The organism is Streptomyces tendae (assembly GCF_014650435.1).
Lineage (GTDB): Bacteria > Actinomycetota > Actinomycetes > Streptomycetales > Streptomycetaceae > Streptomyces > Streptomyces tendae.
Genome location: NZ_BMUY01000009.1, coordinates 1 through 18,296, shown reverse-complemented (window position 1 = coordinate 18,296; position 18,296 = coordinate 1). Strand labels below are relative to the sequence as shown.

General features: G+C 73.7%; 16 protein-coding genes and 1 rRNA gene. 5 read left to right on the top strand and 12 right to left on the bottom strand.

What is annotated here, in order from left to right; translation table 11 throughout:
• The first annotated feature begins 280 nt into the window (after window positions 1–280).
• Entirely contained in the window at window positions 281–2,083 is a 1,803-nt protein-coding gene (locus IE258_RS23295) for a glycoside hydrolase family 15 protein (protein ID WP_189746996.1), read from the top strand.
• A gap of 59 nt (window positions 2,084–2,142) precedes the next feature.
• Here the strand turns inward: IE258_RS23295 and IE258_RS23290 are convergent, their stop codons facing one another.
• Entirely contained in the window at window positions 2,143–3,096 is a 954-nt protein-coding gene (locus tag IE258_RS23290; protein WP_189746450.1) for an LLM class F420-dependent oxidoreductase, read from the bottom strand.
• Window positions 3,097–3,185: 89 nt separating this feature from the next.
• Between IE258_RS23290 and IE258_RS23285 the strand changes: the two genes are divergently transcribed.
• Entirely contained in the window at window positions 3,186–4,832 is a 1,647-nt protein-coding gene (locus IE258_RS23285; protein WP_189746448.1) for a PucR family transcriptional regulator, read from the top strand.
• 38 nt (window positions 4,833–4,870) lie between these two features.
• Here the strand turns inward: IE258_RS23285 and IE258_RS23280 are convergent, their stop codons facing one another.
• The 5 genes from IE258_RS23280 to IE258_RS23260 form a co-directional block, all read right to left on the bottom strand.
• The gene (locus tag IE258_RS23280; protein ID WP_189746446.1) at window positions 4,871–6,019 is read right to left on the bottom strand and encodes a glycosyltransferase family 4 protein; all 1,149 of its coding nucleotides are present in this window, start codon (window positions 6,017–6,019) and stop codon (window positions 4,871–4,873) included.
• 277 nt (window positions 6,020–6,296) lie between these two features.
• The gene (gene recN / locus IE258_RS23275) at window positions 6,297–8,039 is read right to left on the bottom strand and encodes a DNA repair protein RecN (RefSeq protein WP_189746444.1); all 1,743 of its coding nucleotides are present in this window, start codon (window positions 8,037–8,039) and stop codon (window positions 6,297–6,299) included.
• A gap of 140 nt (window positions 8,040–8,179) precedes the next feature.
• Window positions 8,180–9,085: an NAD kinase gene (locus tag IE258_RS23270; protein WP_127895512.1), complete on the bottom strand. Its 906-nt coding sequence runs from the start codon at window positions 9,083–9,085 to the stop codon at window positions 8,180–8,182.
• On the bottom strand, window positions 9,082–9,897 hold the full coding sequence (locus IE258_RS23265; RefSeq protein WP_189746442.1) for a hemolysin: 816 nt from the start codon (window positions 9,895–9,897) through the stop codon (window positions 9,082–9,084). The genes IE258_RS23270 and IE258_RS23265 overlap by 4 nt, the downstream gene beginning before the upstream one ends.
• 7 nt (window positions 9,898–9,904) lie before the next feature.
• Complete coding sequence (locus tag IE258_RS23260) at window positions 9,905–10,216, bottom strand: hypothetical protein (protein ID WP_189746440.1); 312 nt, start codon at window positions 10,214–10,216, stop codon at window positions 9,905–9,907.
• A gap of 42 nt (window positions 10,217–10,258) precedes the next feature.
• Here IE258_RS23260 and IE258_RS23255 point away from each other — a divergent pair, with 42 nt between their 5' ends.
• Window positions 10,259–10,606 carry an SCP2 sterol-binding domain-containing protein gene (locus IE258_RS23255; protein ID WP_127895515.1) on the top strand — a complete coding sequence of 116 codons (348 nt, stop codon included), beginning with the start codon at window positions 10,259–10,261 and terminating at the stop codon, window positions 10,604–10,606.
• Here IE258_RS23255 and IE258_RS23250 read toward each other — a convergent pair.
• The 4 genes from IE258_RS23250 to IE258_RS23235 all read right to left on the bottom strand — a co-directional run bounded on the left by IE258_RS23250 (window position 10,590) and on the right by IE258_RS23235 (window position 14,811).
• Complete coding sequence (locus IE258_RS23250) at window positions 10,590–11,495, bottom strand: ABC transporter ATP-binding protein (RefSeq protein ID WP_189746438.1); 906 nt, start codon at window positions 11,493–11,495, stop codon at window positions 10,590–10,592. The two genes, IE258_RS23255 and IE258_RS23250, sit on opposite strands and share 17 nt — an antisense overlap.
• Window positions 11,492–12,529: a FecCD family ABC transporter permease gene (locus tag IE258_RS23245; protein ID WP_189746994.1), complete on the bottom strand. Its 1,038-nt coding sequence runs from the start codon at window positions 12,527–12,529 to the stop codon at window positions 11,492–11,494. Before IE258_RS23245 ends, IE258_RS23250 begins: the two co-directional genes overlap by 4 nt.
• Before the next feature lie 65 nt (window positions 12,530–12,594).
• Window positions 12,595–13,641 carry a FecCD family ABC transporter permease gene (locus tag IE258_RS23240; protein ID WP_159330210.1) on the bottom strand — a complete coding sequence of 349 codons (1,047 nt, stop codon included), beginning with the start codon at window positions 13,639–13,641 and terminating at the stop codon, window positions 12,595–12,597.
• Window positions 13,642–13,779: 138 nt separating this feature from the next.
• A complete protein-coding gene (locus IE258_RS23235; protein WP_189746436.1) occupies window positions 13,780–14,811 on the bottom strand; it encodes an HAD hydrolase-like protein in 1,032 nt (343 codons plus the stop codon).
• Between the two features lie 72 nt (window positions 14,812–14,883).
• Here IE258_RS23235 and IE258_RS23230 point away from each other — a divergent pair, with 72 nt between their 5' ends.
• Window positions 14,884–16,176, top strand: a complete 1,293-nt coding sequence (locus IE258_RS23230; protein WP_189746434.1) for a DUF1015 domain-containing protein — start codon at window positions 14,884–14,886, stop codon at window positions 16,174–16,176.
• A gap of 106 nt (window positions 16,177–16,282) precedes the next feature.
• Here the strand turns inward: IE258_RS23230 and IE258_RS23225 are convergent, their stop codons facing one another.
• Complete coding sequence (locus IE258_RS23225) at window positions 16,283–17,020, bottom strand: tetratricopeptide repeat protein (protein WP_189746992.1); 738 nt, start codon at window positions 17,018–17,020, stop codon at window positions 16,283–16,285.
• A gap of 60 nt (window positions 17,021–17,080) precedes the next feature.
• Between IE258_RS23225 and IE258_RS23220 the strand changes: the two genes are divergently transcribed.
• Entirely contained in the window at window positions 17,081–18,082 is a 1,002-nt protein-coding gene (locus IE258_RS23220) for a hypothetical protein (RefSeq protein ID WP_189747035.1), read from the top strand.
• A gap of 121 nt (window positions 18,083–18,203) precedes the next feature.
• Here IE258_RS23220 and rrf read toward each other — a convergent pair.
• Window positions 18,204–18,296: ribosomal RNA gene (gene rrf / locus IE258_RS23215) — 5S ribosomal RNA — on the bottom strand; the annotation flags it as partial.

Sequence of the window (18,296 nt, the reverse complement as noted above, 5' to 3'; positions counted from 1 at the left end):
TGCCGAGCCCGCCCGGCGACACGGCACCACCCCTCGCCCGTCCGTACCGGAACAACGAGAGCTCGTCAGTTCGTTGAGAAACAATTGTCGTTCGAGGCATCACGTTTGGCTGCACGGCCGGACGGCTGCTTTGCTTCATGGCTCAACGAGGCATGGCACGCAGGACCGACATCCTCGACACACATTCCCTGACACACACCCCTGACCCCACCCTTGACCGCTGACCGCACTAGCGACCGCCCCCATGCGGGGTGACGTGGCCGTTCGACTGGAGTTGCACGTGGCCGGGCGCATCGAAGACTACGCACTCATCGGAGACATGCAGACCGCTGCCCTGGTCTGCCGGGACGGCACAGTCGACTGGCTGTGCCTGCCCCGCTTCGACTCGCATGCCATCTTCGCCGGCCTGCTGGGCACCGGGGAGCACGGTTTCTGGCGGCTCGGCCCCGCCTACGCGCCCGGTGCCGAACCGCCCACCTCCGCCCGGCGGACCTACCGCGGCGACTCGCTGATCCTGGAGTCCGAGTGGGACACCCCGCGCGGCACCGTCCGGGTGATCGATTTCATGCCGCCTCGCGACGGCGCACCGCAGCTGATCCGGATCGTGGAGGGCGTCTCCGGCCGGGTGCCGATGCGCTCGGAGCTGCGGATGCGGTTCAGCTACGGCCGGGTGGTCCCCTGGGTGCACAAGCAGGAGGGCCGCACGGTGGCCGTCGCGGGCCCGGACTCCGTGTGGTTCGACACGGAGGCGGAGACCTACGGCAAGGCGCTGACCACGTACGCGGACTTCACCGTGGCGCCGGGTGACCGGGTGGCGTTCACGATCTCGTGGGAGCCGTCGCACAAGGAGCCGCCGGCGCTGCCCGAGCCCGAGCAGTCGCTGGTGGCCACCGAGGACTTCTGGCGCGACTGGGTCGAGCACTGCACGTACCACGGTCCCTACCGCGAGGCCGTGGTCCGCTCCCTGATCACGCTCAAGGCCCTGACGTACGCCCCGACCGGCGGCATCGTCGCCGCGCCCACCACCTCCCTGCCGGAGGACATCGGCGGCGTCCGCAACTGGGACTACCGCTACACCTGGCTGCGCGACGCCGCGATCACGCTGTCCTCGCTGCTGCGCACCGGCTACCGCGAGGAGGCCCGCGCCTGGCGCGAGTGGCTGCTGCGCGCGGTCGCCGGCGACCCGGAGAACCTGCAGATCATGTACGGCATCGCCGGCGAGCGGGAGCTGGGCGAGGCGGAGCTGGACTGGCTGCCGGGCTACGAGAACTCGACGCCGGTCCGGGTCGGCAACGGCGCGGCCCACCAGCTCCAGCTGGACGTCTACGGCGAGGTGACCGAGGCCCTGCACCTGGGCCATATGACGGGCCTGGCCCGCAACGACTACGCCTCGGTGCTCCAGCTCAAGCTGATCCGCTACCTGGAGGACCACTGGAACGAGCCGGACGAGGGCATCTGGGAGGTGCGCGGCCCGCGCCGCCACTTCGTGCACTCCAAGGTGATGGCCTGGGTCGCCGTCGACCGCACCATCAAGCTGATCGAGTCCGGTGACGCGGACGGCCCGCTGGAGCGCTGGAAGCAGCTGCGCGACGACATCCACCGGGACGTGTGCGAGAAGGGCTACGACAAGGAACGCAACACCTTCACGCAGTCCTACGGCTCCCCGGAGCTGGACGCCTCCCTGCTGCTGATCCCGCAGATGGGCTTCCTGCCTCCGGACGACAAGCGGGTCATCGGCACCATCGAGGCCATCCAGCGGGAGCTGTCCACCTCGGACGGCTTCATCCTGCGCTACCCGACGGACGGCAAGGACGAGGGCGTCGACGGTCTGCCGGGCGACGAGGGCGCCTTCCTGGCCTGTTCGTTCTGGATGGCGGACGACCTGGCGATGATCGGCCGGGTGGACGAGGCGCGGAAGCTCTTCGAGAAGCTGCTCTCCCTGCGCAACGACCTGGGCCTCCTCGCCGAGGAGTGGGACCCGCGCCTGCAGCGCCAGGTCGGCAACTTCCCCCAGGCGTTCAGCCATGTCCCCCTGATCGACACGGCCCTCCGGCTGACGGCGAGCGGCGCGTACGGCGGCTGAACTCCCCCGGGTCGGGGGCAGGTCCGGGCGCCGTCGGTTGCCCGATGCCTGCGCCCCGCTCAGGGCGCCAGCGCGGTGAGGGTCCGTTCGCCGCCCGGGTCGCCTGCCGTCGCCGGTACCAGGGCGATCTCGTCCAGGCCCGCCTGCGCGTAGGCGTCCATGCGCGCCCGTACGGTGTCCAGGTCGCCGATCAGGCCGACGGTGGCCGCGGCCTCTGCCGGCAGTGCGCGCAGCCGGGTGTCCGCGTCGGCTCCCGTACGGGCCAGCGCGACCGCCGCGCCGAAGCCAGCCTCCTCGAACATCTCGCGGTAGCCGGGCACCGTGAGATAGCCCACGACGCTGCGCATGACCTGGGTGAGCGAGGCGGGGTCCGGGTCGACGGCGGCGGGGACCCAGGCGGCCAGCGTCGGCGGGGTCCGCCCGGCCTCCCCGGCCGCGGCCAGCAGCCGGGCGCGCAGGGCGCGGACCTGCTCGGGCGAGACCACGTCGAGGAGCATGCGGTCGGCGTACCGGGCAGCGACGGAGATCGCACGGTCGCCGAACGCCGCCACGGTGAGCGGCCCGCCCGGCGGCCGGTGACGGCGCGTAAAGGCGCTGCCGGGTACGACGGGTTCGCCCGGCGCCCCGTGGAGGAGGTCCCGCAGCGCCGCGGCGCTCGCCTCCAGCGTGGCCGCCGGACGTTCCCGGGGCCGGCCGTGCACACCCTCGACGACCCGCTTGCTGGACGTGCCCAGCGCCACGCCGACCGGGCGCCCGGTCACCGCGGCCACCGAGGCGGCGCCCCGCGCGATGCCGTGCGGGTCGCGCACCGACACGGCGACCGGCCCGGCGGTGAGCGCCACCCGCCGCGTGCCCGCCCCGACGGCCGCGGCCAGTACGAACGCGTCCCAGGTGGGTCCCTCCCCCAGCCACACCTCGGGGTATCCCAGCCGGTCGGCCTGTTGCGCCACGCGCAAGGGCTCGTCGAGGGGGCTGGCGTCCTCACGTGCGGCGGCCACGACGGTGATGTCCATGCCCGGTGCCCTACCCAGCGGGCGGCCGCCGACCCGGGGGCGGTCGGGTGGATGTCCCGGGTGGGGCTTGGCCGGGTAGCGTCCGGCTCATGGACAGCGGCATGAGCAGCGCATTCGACACGCAGGGGGCCGGGATCACCGTGCGGCGGGCACTGGAGCTGCCCGGGCTGCGCAGCGGTCTGCCGGAGATCGTCGCGGGTGCCGACCGCATGCAGCGCACGGTGCGCTGGGTGCACGCGGGCGAGGTGCCCAACATCGCCTCGCTGCTCAAGGGCGGCGAACTGCTGCTGACCACCGGGTACGGCCTGGGCACCCGCCCCGCCGAGCAGCGGGCGTTCGTGCGCACGCTGGCCGAGCGCGGCATCGCGGCGCTGGTCGTGGAGCTGGGCCCGCGCTTTTCCCGGCTGCCGGCGGCCCTGGTCGACACGGCCCGCGCGGCCGGGCTGCCACTGGTGCAGCTGCACCGCGAGGTGCCGTTCGTGACGGTCACCGAGGAGATCCACACCGAGATCGTCAACGGCCACTACGCGCTGCTCCAGCGGGCCGAGGAGGTGCACCGCCGCTGCACCGAGGCACTGCTGGGCGGCGGCGGGGTGCCCCAGGTCCTCGCCATCCTGGCCGACTTCGCCGGCAACCCCGTCTTCCTGGAGACCACCGACGGCCGGCTGCTGTACGCCGCCGGATCCGGACCCGAGGGCGCCGACCCCCTCCAGGTCTGGGAGGGGCTGCGGGACCCGCACAAGGACGCGCCGCCCCCAACGGGCTCGGTCCTCGTGGACGTGCCCGGCGGCGGCCCCGGCACGGGGTCGGTCCGGGCCCGCCTCGTCCTGCTGCCGGTACGGTCCGCGCCGGCGCCGGTGCACCGGATGGCGGCGGAGCGGGCGGCGGGCATCCTCGCCGTGGTGCTGATGCAGGCGCGTCAGGAGGAGGAGCTGGCGGCGCGCGGGCGGGGCGACTTCCTCACCGACCTGGCCGAGGGCCGGATCACCGCGCAGGACGCCCCGGCGCAGGCCCGGGTCCTGGGCTTCAAGCCGGGCTCGGGGCCGCTGCTGCCGGTGGTGATGCGGCTGGGCGACGCGTTGTCCCCCGCGGGCGGCGGCTGGGCGGTGCTGGCGCGCGCGGTCGCCGAGGAGCTGGCCTCGGTGGGGGTGCCGGTCCTGCTGGGCGTGCGGCCGGTGGAGGGCCGGGTCCCGCTGCTGCTGGGGCTGCGCGCGGAGTCGGAGCGGGGAGCGGTCGCCGACCGGGTCGCGGCGGCGCTGCGGGCGGGCGTGGAACGGGCCGGGATGCAGCGCCCGGGAGCGCAACCGCCCGTCGTGGTCGTCGGGGTGTCCGGCGGCTGGGCGGCGGCCTCGGCGGGCCTCAGGCACGCGGCGGAGACGGCGACCGCGGCGCAGGGCCTCACCGACCGGCCCTGGTACGACGCGCGGCGCCTGGACATCGACCTGCTGCTGTGGCGGCTGCGCGACCACCCGGACCTCGCGGCGTTCGTGGACCGGGCGATCGGCCCGCTGCGGGACCACGACGACCGCTCGAAACCGCCCCTGCTGCCCACCCTCCAGACGTACCTGGCCCACGCCGGCCGCAAGGCGGAGACGGCGCGCGAGCTCCACCTCAACCGGCAGACGCTCTACAACCGGCTGGCCCGGATCGGGGAGTTGCTGGGCACGGACCTCGACGACCCGCAGACCGTACTGGCGTTGAGCCTGGCCCTGCGCGCCCGCCGGCACGTTCCGTAGCGGACGCTCCCGGGCGGGCGGGGTTCGCAGGCGGGTGCCTAGAGCAACGGCGTGGGCTGGGTCAACTCGTCGTAGACGCTCAGCACCTGGGCGACGGTCTCGTCCTCGGTCGGCCAGGTGGCCGCCTGCCGTGCGCCGCGCTGTCGCAGCTCCTCCCGCCGCGCCGGGTCGGCGAGCAGGCGGACCACGGCGTCGGCGAGAGCCTCCCCGTCCTCCGGCGGCACGAGTTCGGCGGCGTCGCCGACCAGCTCGGGGATGCCTCCGACGGCACCCGCGACGAGCGGCACGCGTGCGTGGAGCGCCTCCTGGGCGAGGACCGAACGCCCCGGCTCCCGGCGGCTCGGCAGCAGCGCGAGGTCGGCCGCCGCCAGCAGGTCGGGCACGTCGTCGCGGCTGCCGGCGAGCACCACCGGCAGTCCCTCGCCCTCGATCCGCCCCTGCAACTCCCCGCGCAGCGGGCCCTCCCCGGCGACCACGACCAGCGGCGCCGGGTCGAGGCCGCGCCAGACGCGCGCGGCGTCGAGCAGGACGTCGTACCCCCGGTGCGGCTCCAGGGAACCGACCGCGATCAGCAACGGGCGGTCGATGGCGCCGAGTTCGGCGCGGAGCTTGGCCCGCAGCCGGTCGGGGTCCTCGGGTCCGGCCGGCCGGCCGGGCCGGGCGGGGAGCGCGACGGGGCCGAGGCGGGCGTCCCGCGCCCCCGTGCGCCGCGCCCCGTCGACCAGCTCCGAGGTGGCGCCGAGCACGACGGTGGCGGCCTTCATCACCCGCCGCTCCAGCACGCGCAGCAGATGGGCGCGGGCCCCCTCGGCATGCACCCGGTCGTGCCAGGTGACGACGAGCGGTGTGCGCACCCGCCGCCCGCCGAGGGCCAGGGCGGCCCGGAAGGAGGCGTGCAGTCCGTGCGCGTGCACCAGGTCGGCCTCGGCGCACACCGTCCGCAGCGCGGCCACCGAGACGGGATCGCTGCTGCGCGGCACGTGCACGTGGTCGGCCCCGGCGCCGGTGAAGTCGTAGGTGCGCTCCGCATCGGAGGGGGCGCACACCGTCACCTTCACGCCCCTCGCGACGAGCCCCGCGGCCAACGAGCGCACGTGAGCGCTGCTGCCGGCGTTGCCGCCGCCCAGCACCTGCACGGTGCGCAGCGGGGACTGGCCGTGCGGTGAGTGGCTGCTCACAGGGGTCACCTGGCCGGGGCTCCTGGTTCGGCGGGGGACGGTCACGAAGAACGTACAGAAGGATGGTGCGGACGGGGTGCGCCGGGCGGATTCCGGTGCGCCGCTCCGTCAAGGATGCCAGGCCGCACGGGTGTTCCGGGAACGACGGCCGCCACGAGCGGACGGCCGACGGGACAACGACACCGAACCGCCTCACTCGTACGAGTGAACGTCACACCGCCGCGCCGACCCGCCCGGGGCGGGCGTTTGGGGACCGCCGAGGTGCGCCCGCCCGGACACCGAAGTGCTACTGGTCGGCCCGGGCCGCCTCCAGCAGTTCCTCCGCGTGGGCACGGGCCGTCTCCGAGTCCTCCTGGCCAGCGAGCATCCGGGAGAGTTCCCGGACGCGTTCCTCACCCTCCAGGACCTTCACGCCGGAGCGGGTGACCGAGCCGTCGTTCGTCTTCTCCACCAGCAGCTGCCGGTCGGCGAACGCGGCCACCTGCGGCAGGTGCGTGACGACGACGACCTGCGCGCTCTTCGCCAGCCGCGCCAGCCGCCGCCCGATCTCCACCGCCGCCTTGCCGCCGACCCCGGCGTCGACCTCGTCGAAGAGGTACGTCGGCACGGGATCGGTGCCCGCGAAGACGACCTCCACGGCCAGCATCACGCGCGACAGCTCACCGCCGGAGGCGCCCTTGGCGATCGGCCGCGGCGGCGCTCCCGGGTGCGGGGCGAGCAGCAGCTCCACCTCGTCGGCGCCCGACGGCCCGTAGGCGACGGTCCGCCCGCCGACCTCGACGCCCTCCGGGTCCTCGGTCTGCCGGATCGCGAAGGACACGCGCGCGTGGGGCATGGCGAGCGACGCCAGCTCGGCGGTCACCGCGGCGGCGAACCGCTCGGCGGCCTCGATCCGCGCGTCGGACAGCGCCTGCGCGAGCCCGCCCAGCTCCGCCCGCAGCGCGTCCCGCTCTGCGGTCAGCTCGCCGATCCGCTCGTCGTCCCCGTCCAGCTCCGTCAGCCGTGCAGCACCCTGCTCGGCCCAGGTCAGCACGGCCGCGATGTCCTCGCCGTACTTCCGCGTCAGCGCGGTCAGCGCGGCCCGGCGCTCCTCGACCGCCGCGAGACGCAGCGGGTCGGCGTCCAGGTCGTCGGCGTACCCGGCGAGTTCCCCGGCCACGTCGCGCAGCAGGATGCCGACCTCGCCGATCCGCTCGGCGAGCGCGGCCAGCGCCGGGTCGTGGGACCGTACGGCGTCCAGGGCCCGCTGCGCGCCCGCGACGAGCGTGGAGCCGTCCACGCCCTCGGGGTCCTCCGGGTTGCCCGCCAGGGCGGCGTGGGCGGCCGTGGCGGCCGACGCGAGCGCCTCGGCGTGTCCCAGCCGCTCCGCCTCCTCCGCCAGCTCCACGTCCTCACCGGCGCGCGGCTCGACGGCCGCGATCTCGTCGAGGCCGTAGCGCAGGAGGTCGGCCTCCTGAGCGCGCTCACGCGCGCGCGTGGTGATCTCCTCCAGCTCACGGGCGACGGCCCGCAGCCGCCGGTACGCCTCCGCGTACTTGGCGAGCGGTCCGGCGACCGCGTCGCCCGCGTACCGGTCCAGTGCCTGCCGCTGCCGGTTCAGCTTCAGCAGCCCCTGCTGGTCGGTCTGCCCGTGCACGGCGACCAGCTCGTCGGCCAGCTCGGCGAGCATCCCCACCGGCACCGACCGCCCGCCCAGGTGCGCCCGCGATCTTCCCTCGGCGGACACGGTACGGCTGATCAGCAGCGCCCCGTCGTCCAGCTCGGCCCCGGCCTCCTCGGCCCGGACGGCGGCCGCGGCGTCGCCGGGCACGGCGATGCGCCCCTCGACGACCGCGTTCTTCGCCCCGATCCGCACGAGCGCCGCGTCGGCGCGTCCGCCCAGCAGCAGGCCCAGGCTGGTGACCACCATGGTCTTGCCGGCACCCGTCTCACCGGTGACAGCGGTGAACCCGGGCGACAGCTCGACCACGGCGTCGTCGATGACCCCGAGCGACCGTATCCGCATCTCCTCAAGCACGGACACGACCATACGAGGTCGAGGGCGAGGAGCGCACACAGGCTGCCCTTGCAACGCCGTCCAGTGCATGCCGCTCCGGGGCGCGGGGAACGGCGCGACCAGCCACGGACCACCCGCGGCCGGGCCACAACAGAACCACCCCTTCGAGACCGCTAGTGCGGCGCCCCGCGCCACCCTGACACCGGCAACGCGAACTTCGCGACCAGCCGGTCCGTGAACGACGCGTGATGCAGTCGAGCCAACCGCACCGGCACCGCCCCCCGCCGCACCTCCACCCGAGCGCCCGGCGGCAACTCCACCGTCCGCCGCCCGTCGCACCACAACACCCCCGGCGGGACATGCGGCAGCACCTCCACCGCGAGCACCGAGTCCGGCGAGGTCACCAGCGGCTTCGCGAACAGCGCGTGGGCGCTGATCGGCACCATCAGCAGCGCCTCCACCTCGGGCCACACCACGGGGCCCCCGGCCGAGAAGGCGTACGCCGTCGACCCGGTCGGCGTCGACAGCACGATGCCGTCGCAGCCGAACCCCGTCACCGGCCGGCCGTCGATCTCCAGCACGACTTCCAGCAGCTTCTCGGCGCCCGCCTTCTGCACGGCGGCCTCGTTCAGCGCCCAGTCGGTGTGCACGATGTCGCCGTTGCGGTGCACGACGACGTCGACGGTCATCCGCTCCTCGACCTCGTAGGCCCGGCTCACCACCCGGTCGACGACCTTGTCGAGGTCGTCGCGCTCGGCCTCCGCGAGGAAGCCGACCCGCCCGAGGTTGACGCCGAGCATCGGGACCCCGGAGGCGCGGGCGAACTCGGCGCCGCGCAGCAGCGTGCCGTCGCCGCCCAGCACGATCAGCAGTTCGCACCCGTCCAGGCACTGCGGAGTGGCCTCGCCGACCAGTTCCACCTCGCCCGGCAGCGGCAGGTCGCGGGCCTCCGCCTCCAGCACCCGTACCCCGAGCCCGGCGTTCAGCAGCCCCTTTACCACCAGTTCGGCGCTGCGAACGGCCGCGGGACGCCCGGTGTGGGCGAGCAGGAAAACAGTACGCGCTCGGTTCTGTGTCAACGCGGCCCCTCCGCCACTGCACGGTCAACGTCGGCCGGGTCCAGTTCACCGGCCCCGGCCCGCAGCCACAGAAAGTACTCGACGTTCCCGGAGGGACCCGGCAGCGGACTGGCGGTGACCCCCTTCACCCCGAGCCCCAGCTCCCAGGCCCGGTGCGCGACTCCCCGCACGGCCTCGGCGCGCAACTGCGCACTGCGTACCACTCCCCCGCTGCCGAGCCGCTCCTTCCCCACCTCGAACTGCGGCTTCACCATCATCACCAGGTCGGCGTCCGGCCGGGTGCACCGCACCAGTGCGGGCAGTACCAGTCCGAGCGGGATGAAGGACAGATCCCCCACCACAAGGTCCACGGGCTCCCCATCGATCGCTTCCGGCGTCAACTCGCGTACGTTCGTACGGTCCTTGACGGTGACGCGTTCATCCTGCTGGAGACTCCACGCGAGTTGTCCGTATCCGACGTCCACGGCGACGACGTGCGCGGCGCCCGCCCGCAGCAGTACGTCGGTGAAGCCGCCGGTGGAGGCACCGGCGTCCAGGGCCCGCCGCCCCTCGACGACGAGGCCCCGCGGTACGAAGGCGGAGAGGGCCCCGGCGAGCTTGTGGCCGCCGCGCGAGACGTAGTCGGGGTCGTTGTCGTCGGCGGTCACGACGATCGCGGCGGCGGTCTCGACCTGCGTGGCGGGTTTGGTCGCGACGGTCTTGCCGACGGTGACCCGCCCGGCGGCGATCAGCTGGCTCGCGTGCTCACGCGAGCGCGCCAGCTTGCGGCGCACCAGCTCCGCGTCGAGACGGCGGCGTGCGACTCCTGCCACGTTCGGTTCAGCTCCTGCGGTCGTACGGTGATGGTGGTGACGGGGGCGCCGGTGGTCCCGGGCGGGTGTCGAGCGCGGTGAGCGCGTCGCGCAGCCCCCGGTGTACATCCTCGTACACCTCGACGTGTCCGTCGGTGGCCAGGTGGTCGGCGTCGGCCAGCCGCGCCAGTCCGGCGTCGACCTCGGCGTTCCCGGTGGGGTCGCGCGGGACGCCCAGCGGGGCGGGGGCGGCCGGCTCGTACCCGGGGCCGGTGCGCACCCCGGGCTCCGCCTGCTCGGGCTCGGTCTCCGGCTCCGGCTCCGGTACTGCGTCGCTCATGCCCCGACGCTACCGCGTGGCGCTGGGGTACGGTCGGTCCCGATGGCGACGACTGAGGAGTGCCGTGCCGCACTCGACAAGCTCTCTGACCACATGCGGAGCGCCGAAGGGGACGTGCGGTCGGCCGCGGAGCTGGACCGCTCGGTGAGCTGTCACATCACCGACCTGGACGTCACCTTCGCCGGACGCATGGCGGACGGCCGCATCGACGTGCGCGAGACCCTTGCCGGGCCGCCGCGCGAGAAGGCCGAGATCCGGCTGGCGATGACCGGCGACGACCTGGTCGCCCTGGTCGCGGGCGAGCTGAACTTCGCCAGGGCCTGGGGTTCGGGCCGGGTGAAGCTGGAGGCCGGCCTGCGCGATCTGTTCCGGCTCAGGAAGCTCCTGTAGCAACCGCCTTCGCCTGCTTGGTCACCTGCTCGTTCTCCTGCTTGGTGCGCCCCTTGCGGGCGGCCGGCACCACCAGCGGCGTACCCGTCTCCGGATCGTCGATGACCTGGCAGCGGAGCCCGAAGACCCGCTCGACCAGGTCGGCGGTGACGATGTCCTTCGGCGCGCCCTCGGCGATGATCTCCCCGTCGCGCAGGGCGATGAGGTGGGTGGCGTAGCGGGCGGCGTGGTTGAGGTCGTGCAGCACGGCCACGAGGGTGCGGCCCTGCTCCTCGTGGAGTTCCGCGCACAGGTCGAGGACGTCGATCTGGTGCTGGATGTCCAGGTACGTCGTCGGTTCGTCGAGGAGCAGCAGCGGGGTCTGCTGGGCGAGCGCCATGGCGATCCACACGCGCTGGCGCTGTCCGCCGGAGAGTTCGTCGACGTAGCGGTCGGCCAGCTCGGAGATGCCCGTCTGGGCCATCGACTCCTGCACGACCCGCTCGTCCTCGGTCGACCACTGGCGCAGGATGCCCTGGTGCGGGTAGCGGCCGCGGCCGACGAGGTCGCCGACGGTGATGCCGTCGGGCGCGATGGACGACTGCGGGAGCAGGCCGAGGGTCCGGGCGACCTGCTTGGCGGGCATCGACTGGATGACCGACCCGTCGAGCAGCACCCGGCCCCGGCTCGGCTTGAGCATCCGTGACAGGGCGCGCAACAGGGTGGACTTGCCGCACGCGTTCGGGCCGACGATCACGGTGAAGGAGTTGTCGGGTATCTCCACCGACAGCTTCTCCGCGATGACCCGCTGGTCGTAGGCGAGGGTGACGTTCTCGGCGGTCAGGCGGTTCACGTTGCTGTTGCTCCTTCGGTTGTTCGGCCCGCTGCGACGGCCGGTGCCGGCGCTCATATCCGGCCCGCCTTGCGCTCGGTGACCAGCAGCCACAGCAGGTAGACGCCGCCGAGTACGCCGGTGACGACGCCCACGGGCAGTTGCTCGGCGCCGAAGACCCGCTGCGAGACGAAGTCCGCGCCGACCAGCAGGGCGGCACCCATGCACAGGGACGGCACCAGGTTGGGGCCGGGCGAGCGGGTCAGGCGCCGGGCGAGCTGCGGCGCGGTGAGCGCCACGAAGCTGACCGGTCCGGCGGCGGCGGTGGCCGCGGCGGTGAGCAGGACGGCCGCCACCATCAGCAGCGCCCGCACCCGCTCGACGCGCACCCCGAGGGCGTACGAGACGTCGTCGCCCATCTCCATCATCCGCAGGGCCCGCCCGTTGGTGAGCACCAGCGGCACGAGCACGGCACACAGCGCGAGAAGGGGCCAGACCTGGTCCCAGTCGCGGCCGTTGAGGGAGCCGGTCATCCAGACGACGGCGCGGGAGGCGTCGACGATGTCGGCCCGGGTCATCAGGTAGCCGTTGACCGCCGTGACGATCGCGGACACGCCGATACCGACCAGGACCAGCCGGTAGCCGTGCACACCCCGCTTCCAGGCGAGCAGATAGATGGCGAGACCGGTCACCAGGCCGCCGACGAGCGCGCCGACGGTCACCTGGGCCGAGCTGCCGGAGAACAGGACGATCATGATGAGCGCGCCGGCCGTCGCCCCCTGCCCGAGGCCCAGTACGTCCGGACTGCCGAGCGGGTTGCGGGAGATGGCCTGGAAGAGCGCGCCGCCGACGCCGAGGGCGCCGCCGACCAGCAGCCCGACCAGGACGCGCGGCAGCCGCAGCTCGTTGACGATGAACTCCTGCCCGGCGTTGCCCTGGCCGACCAGGGTCTTCAGCACGTCGACGGCCGGTATGTCGAAGTCGCCGGTGCCGATCAGCAACACGCTCGCGGCGAGCGCGAGGAGCAGCAGCAGCACGACGACGACCACGGCCCGCACATCCAGGCGCAGGGACAGCCCACCCGGAGTGCGGACGGCCCGATTGCTCTTCACGTACTTCGCGGTCTTCCCGTTCTTCGCGGTCTCGCCGTTCTTCGCGGTCCCGTTCTTCGCGGTCTTCACAGCTGGGCCGTCCTCCGCCGTCGTACGAGAAAGATGAAGACCGGCCCGCCGAGGACGGCGGTGACGATGCCGACCTGGAGCTCCGAGGGCCGGGCGACGATCCGGCCGAGGACGTCCGCGCCCAGCAGCAGCACCGGGGACAGGATCGCCGCGTAGGGCAGGATCCAGCGCATGTCGGGTCCGGTGAAGGAGCGGACGATGTGCGGGATCATCAGCCCGACGAAGACGATCGGCCCGCAGGCCGCGGTCGCGGCGCCGCACAGCACGGTCGCGGCGAGCATGGACAGCGCCCGGGTGCGGTTCAGGTTGGCGCCGAGGGCCTTGGCGGTGTCGTCGCCCATCTCCATGGCGTTGAGCGGCCGGGCGAGCGCGAGGGCGAGGACCGTGCCCACCACGAAGAAGGGCAGCACTTCCCTGATGGTCCCGGTCGTCGCCGAGGCGAGCGAACCGACTGTCCAGAAGCGCATCCGGCCCAACGCGGCGTCGTCCATGATCATCACGGCCTGGAGGTAGCCGAAGAGCGCTGCACTGATCGCGGTACCGGCCAGCACCAGCCGCACCGGCGTGGCCCCCCGGCTGCCGCCCAGGAACCAGACCAGCGCGCCGACGCCGGCCGCACCGGCGAAGGCGAACCAGACGTACCCGGTCAGCGAGGTGACGCCGAAGAAGGTGATGCCCGTGACGACGGCCGCCGAGGCCCCCGCGTTGATGCCGAGCAGTCCGGGGTCGGCCAGTGGATTGCGTGTCAGCGCCTGGAGCACGGCGCCCGCGAGACCGAGGGCGGCACCGGCCAGCAGACCGAGAACGGTCCGGGACAGCCGCTCGCCGACCACCACGTCGCCGTAGGTGCCCGAGTCGTGGAAGAGGCCGTGCCAGACCTCCGCCAGGGACAGGTCCTTCGCACCGACCGCGATGCTCGCCAACACGATCAACACCAGGACCGCCACGGAGACGGGCAGCCCCGCGGCACGCAGGACGCGGCGCTTGGAGGGCGGCGCGGGAGCGGTCTCCGCGCGCTGTTCGGGGGGACTGTCGACCAACACGCAGTTAGGTTAGCCTACCCTGCTAATCGATCACGATCCCCGAGCCTTCCCGAGGCCGCCCCGGCCCGGCATCACGCACCCTCTACGCACCCCCGGCGCACACCGGCCCGCGACCCGGCGCCTTCCCCGTACACCGCGTCACAACCCCAACCGCGCCAGCGCCTTCCCCGAGTCCAGCCGGCAGCCCCGCTCCCCGCCCGCCGTCCAGGCCGCCGCGCACAGGGCCCGCAGCCCGTCCAGCGCCGCGCCCTCGCCGTCCAGCTCCAACCGCTCCCCGCCGGCCGTCGCCGTCCAGCCTCCGCAGCGGAAGCCTCCCTCCGCGTCACCCGTGACCTCCGGCTGCCCGGTGAGCAGCCCTCGCAGATCGGCGTCGACGTACGTCGGCCGGTGCCGCGGCGGCGCCGCCAGCAGCTGCGCCCCGTCGGTGACGCCGGTCAGGACGAGCAGCGAGTCCACCTCCCCGTTGAACGCGCCCTCGATGTCGGTGTCCAGCCGGTCGCCCACCACCAACGGGCGCCGGGCGCCGGTCCGCAGGATCGTCTCCCGGTGCATGGGCGGCAGGGGCTTCCCCGCGACCTGCGGCTCGGCGCCGGTCGCGATCCGCACGACCTCCACCGCCGCGCCGTTGCCCGGGGCGATCCCGCGGGCGCCCGGGATGGTCAGGTCGGTGTTGGAGGCGTACCAGGGCACGCCCCGCGCGATTGCGTAGCATGCCTCGGCGAACCGCCCCCACGGCAGCTCGGGACCGCCGAACCCCTGCACCACGGCCGCCGGATCGTCCTCGGCCGACTCCACGGGCTCGAGACCGCGCTCACGCAGCGCCACGCGCAGGCCCTCCCCGCCGATCACCAGCACCCGCGCTCCCGAGGGCAGCTGCTCGGCGATCAGCCGGGCCACCGCCTGCGCCGACGTGATGACATCCTCGGCCCCCGTCGGTATCCCCAGCTCGGTCAGGTGCGCGGCCACCGCGTCGGGTGTCCGGAGCGCGTTGTTGGTGACGTAGGCCAGGCGCATCCCGCCGTCGCGGGCCGCGGCGAGGGAGTCGACGGCGTGGGCGATCGCGTTCCCCCCGGCGTACACCACGCCGTCCAGGTCGAGCAGCGCGGTGTCGTACGCCTCACTCAGGTCCGGCCCACTGCCCGCGGGCCTCGTCCTGACGCTCCGGCTCATTGCGCATCGCTCCTCGTTCGTCGCCTTTCCCCCGATCATCCCCCATGCCACTGACACACGTACGATGCCGGGATGAACTCTGCAGGTCACCCGGAAGCAACGGCGCGCCGGGGCCTGGAACTCACCCCGTTCCGAGGCCTCCGCTACGACCCCGACCGGGTCGGCAGCCTGGCCGCCGTCACCTCCCCTCCCTACGACGTCGTGGTCCGCCCCGACGGCCTGCTCCACCTCGAGTCCGCCGACCCGTACAACATCGTCCGGCTGATCCTGCCCCAGGCCGCCACGCCCGAGGCGCGCAACGAGCAGGCCGCCCGCACCCTGCGGCGCTGGACGGCGGCGGGTGTCCTGACCACCGACCCCGAACCGGGCCTGTACGTCTACGAACAACGCGACGACGCCGGCATGCTGCAGCGCGGCATCATCGGCGCCCTGCGCGTGTCGGACCCCGCCGAGCAGGTGGTCCTGCCGCACGAGGACGTCATGCCCCACGTCGTCGCCGACCGCGCGGCGCTCATGCGGGCCACCCGGGCGAACCTCGAACCGCTGCTCCTGACCTACCGCGGCGACGACAGGGCGCCGGCCACCACGACTCTCGTGGAACGGACCGCCGAGCAGCCGCCGCTCCTCTCCACGACCACGGAGGACGGCTTCTGCCACCGCCTGTGGTCGGTCACCGACCAGGACACCGTAGCCCGCGTCCGCGCCGAGCTGTCCCGGCACCAGGCCCTCATCGCCGACGGCCACCACCGCTGGGCCACCTACCGCACCCTGCGCGCGGAACACCCTTCGCCCAGCCCCTGGGACCACGGCCTGGTCCTCCTGGTCGACACGGCCCGCTACCCGCTCCGCGTCCGCGCCATCCACCGCCTGCTGCACGACCTGCCGGTGCCCGAGGCCGTGGCCGCCCTGGACGGGCACTTCCGCGTCCGCCGCCTGGACACACCTCTGGACGCGTCCCTGGAAACCCTGGCGAAGGCGGCCGACGCGGGCAACGCCTTCCTCCTCGCCGGCGACGGCGCCTTCCACCTCGTCGACCTGCCGGATCCCGGCCTGCTGGCCCGCACGGTCCCCACCGACCGGCCCGATGCCTGGCGCACCCTGGACGCCACCGTCCTGCACGCCACGCTCCTCGCCCACGTCTGGCACGTCCCCGACGACTCGGCGGCCCACATCTCCTACATCCACGACACGGCGGCCACCGTCGAGAAGGCCGAACGCGACGGCGGTACGGCGGTGCTGATGCACCCGGTCCGCGAGGAGGTCGTCCGCGACCTGGCCCGGCAGGGCGTCACGATGCCCCGCAAGTCCACGTCCTTCGGCCCGAAACCGGCCTCGGGCCTGGTGCTGCGCGCACTCGACGCCTGAGACGGTCCTGACGACATGCCGAAGGGGGCGGGCCCGTGAACCGGCCCGCCCCCTTCGACTCGCCCTCAGACCCTCAGACTCTCAGGTCCTCACGGCCGTCGAACCGTCAGTCCTTGCCACCGTCCTCGGCGGCAGGGCTCTCACCATCGCTCTCGGACTCGCCCTCGTCCAGGGCGTCCATGAACTCCACACCGTCCAGCTCCGCGAGCCGGTCCGAGGCGTCCGTGCTGCCGTCCCGGTCCGACTCCACGGCCTTCGCGAACCACTCCCGCGCCTCCTGCTCCCGGCCCGCGGCCAGCAGCGCGTCGGCATAGGCGTACCGCAGCCGCGCGGTCCACGGCTGTACGGAGTTGGAGGCCAGCTCGGGGCTCTGCAGCGTCACGATGGCCGCGTCCAGCTGCCCCATGTCCCGCCGGGCGCCGGCCGCCACGAGGCGCATCTCGACCTGACCGGCCTTGTCCAGCTTGTGCACCTCGGGTGCACCTGCCATGTCCAGCGCCTTCTCCGGCCGGCCGAGCCCACGCTCGCAGTCCGCCATCACCGGCCACAGCTCCACGGACCCGGTCATCCGCCGCGCGGCCCGGAACTCGGCCAGCGCCTCGCCGTACTTCTGGTTGGCGTACGCCGCGAACCCGGCCGCCTCCCGTACGGCGGCGACGCGGGACGCCAGGCGCAGGGCCACCCTGGAGTAGCCGTACGCGGCCTCAGGGTCCTCGTCCAGCAGTCGCGCCACCATCACCAGGTTCCTGGCGACGTCCTCCGCGAGCGTCTTGGGCAGGCTCTGCAGCTCCTGCCGCACGTCCTTGTCGATCTCGTCGCCCGTGACCTCCTCGGGGATCGGCAGGCGCTTGATCGGCTCGCGGTCCCGGTCCCGCTCCTCACGGAAGCGGCCACCGCCACCACCGTGCCGGTCGTCGCGCCCCCGGTAACCGCCGGGCCGCCCACCCCGGTCATCACGACGGGGCCCACGGCCTCCGCGGTCGTCCCGCCCGCGGAACCCACCACGATCGCCACCCCGACCGTCGTCACGACGGTCATCACGCCGGAAGGACGGACGGTCATCACGGCGATCGTCCCGGCGGAAGCCACCGCGGTCCCCACGGTTGTCGTCCCGACGGAAGCCACCACGGTCGTCGCGGCGGTCGTCACGCCGGAAGGCAGGACGGTCGTCCCGGCGATCGTCCCGGCGATCGTCACGGCGGTCGTCCCGGCGGTCGTCCCGGCGGTACGAGGGACGGTCGCCCCGGTCACCGCGGTCACCGCGGTCGTCGCGGCGGAAGGACGGACGGTCACCACCCCGGTCATCCCGACGGAAGCCCCGGTCGCCACCACGGTCCCGGTCGTCCCGACGCCCGTACCCGCCACCTCGGTTGTCCTCGCGGCGACCGTCACGGCGGTCATCGCGGCGGTCATCCCGGCGGAAGCCACCGCGGTCATCGCGGCGATCGTCCCGGCGGAAGCCACCGCGGTCCCCACGGTTGTCGTCCCGACGGACACCACCACGGTCGTCTCGGCGGTCGTCACGCCGGAAGGCAGGACGGTCGTCCCGGCGATCGTCACGGCGGTCGTCGCGGCGGTACGAGGGACGGTCGCCCCGGTCACCGCGGTCACCGCGGTCGTCGCGGCGGAAGGGCGGACGGTCACCACCCCGGTCATCCCGACGGAAACCCCGGTCGCCACCACGATCGCGATCGTCCCGACGCGGTCCACGGTCTCGATCGTCCCGTCGGAAGCCACCACCACGCTGTCCGCCGCGGTCGTCACCCCGACGGTCGTCGCGGCGGTCGTCGCGGCGGAACCCACCCCGGTCCCCGCGCTGACCCCTACGGTCACCGCGGTCACCGCTGTCCCGTCGCCGCTGGTCGCGCTCCGGTCGGTCGTCGGGAGAGTTGGTGGACATCGGTGACTCCTGTCTTCGGTACCGCAAGTCATTCTCGCGCAGCCGGCCACCCGGTGCGCCTTGGAAAAACGAAAGGACCCCTGGTCCCCAGCTGAACGCTGGGGACCAGGGGTCCTTCCCAAAGATTGTTCGGCGGCGTCCTACTCTCCCACAGGGTCCCCCCTGCAGTACCATCGGCGCTGTAAGGCTTAGCTTCCGGGTTCGAAATGTAACCGGGCGT

Bases quoted from the DNA above. Each gene is read 5' to 3' on its own strand.
- IE258_RS23230 (WP_189746434.1), top strand. From the start codon at position 14,884: ATGAACTCTGCAGGTCACCCGGAAGCAACGGCGCGCCGGGGCCTGGAA.
- IE258_RS23235 (WP_189746436.1), bottom strand. From the start codon at position 14,811: ATGAGCCGGAGCGTCAGGACGAGGCCCGCGGGCAGTGGGCCGGACCTG.
- IE258_RS23255 (WP_127895515.1), top strand. From the start codon at position 10,259: ATGGCGACGACTGAGGAGTGCCGTGCCGCACTCGACAAGCTCTCTGAC.
- IE258_RS23260 (WP_189746440.1), bottom strand. From the start codon at position 10,216: ATGAGCGACGCAGTACCGGAGCCGGAGCCGGAGACCGAGCCCGAGCAG.
- IE258_RS23290 (WP_189746450.1), bottom strand. From the start codon at position 3,096: ATGGACATCACCGTCGTGGCCGCCGCACGTGAGGACGCCAGCCCCCTC.
- IE258_RS23250 (WP_189746438.1), bottom strand. From the start codon at position 11,495: ATGAGCGCCGGCACCGGCCGTCGCAGCGGGCCGAACAACCGAAGGAGC.
- recN (WP_189746444.1), bottom strand. From the start codon at position 8,039: ATGGTCGTGTCCGTGCTTGAGGAGATGCGGATACGGTCGCTCGGGGTC.
- IE258_RS23285 (WP_189746448.1), top strand. From the start codon at position 3,186: ATGGACAGCGGCATGAGCAGCGCATTCGACACGCAGGGGGCCGGGATC.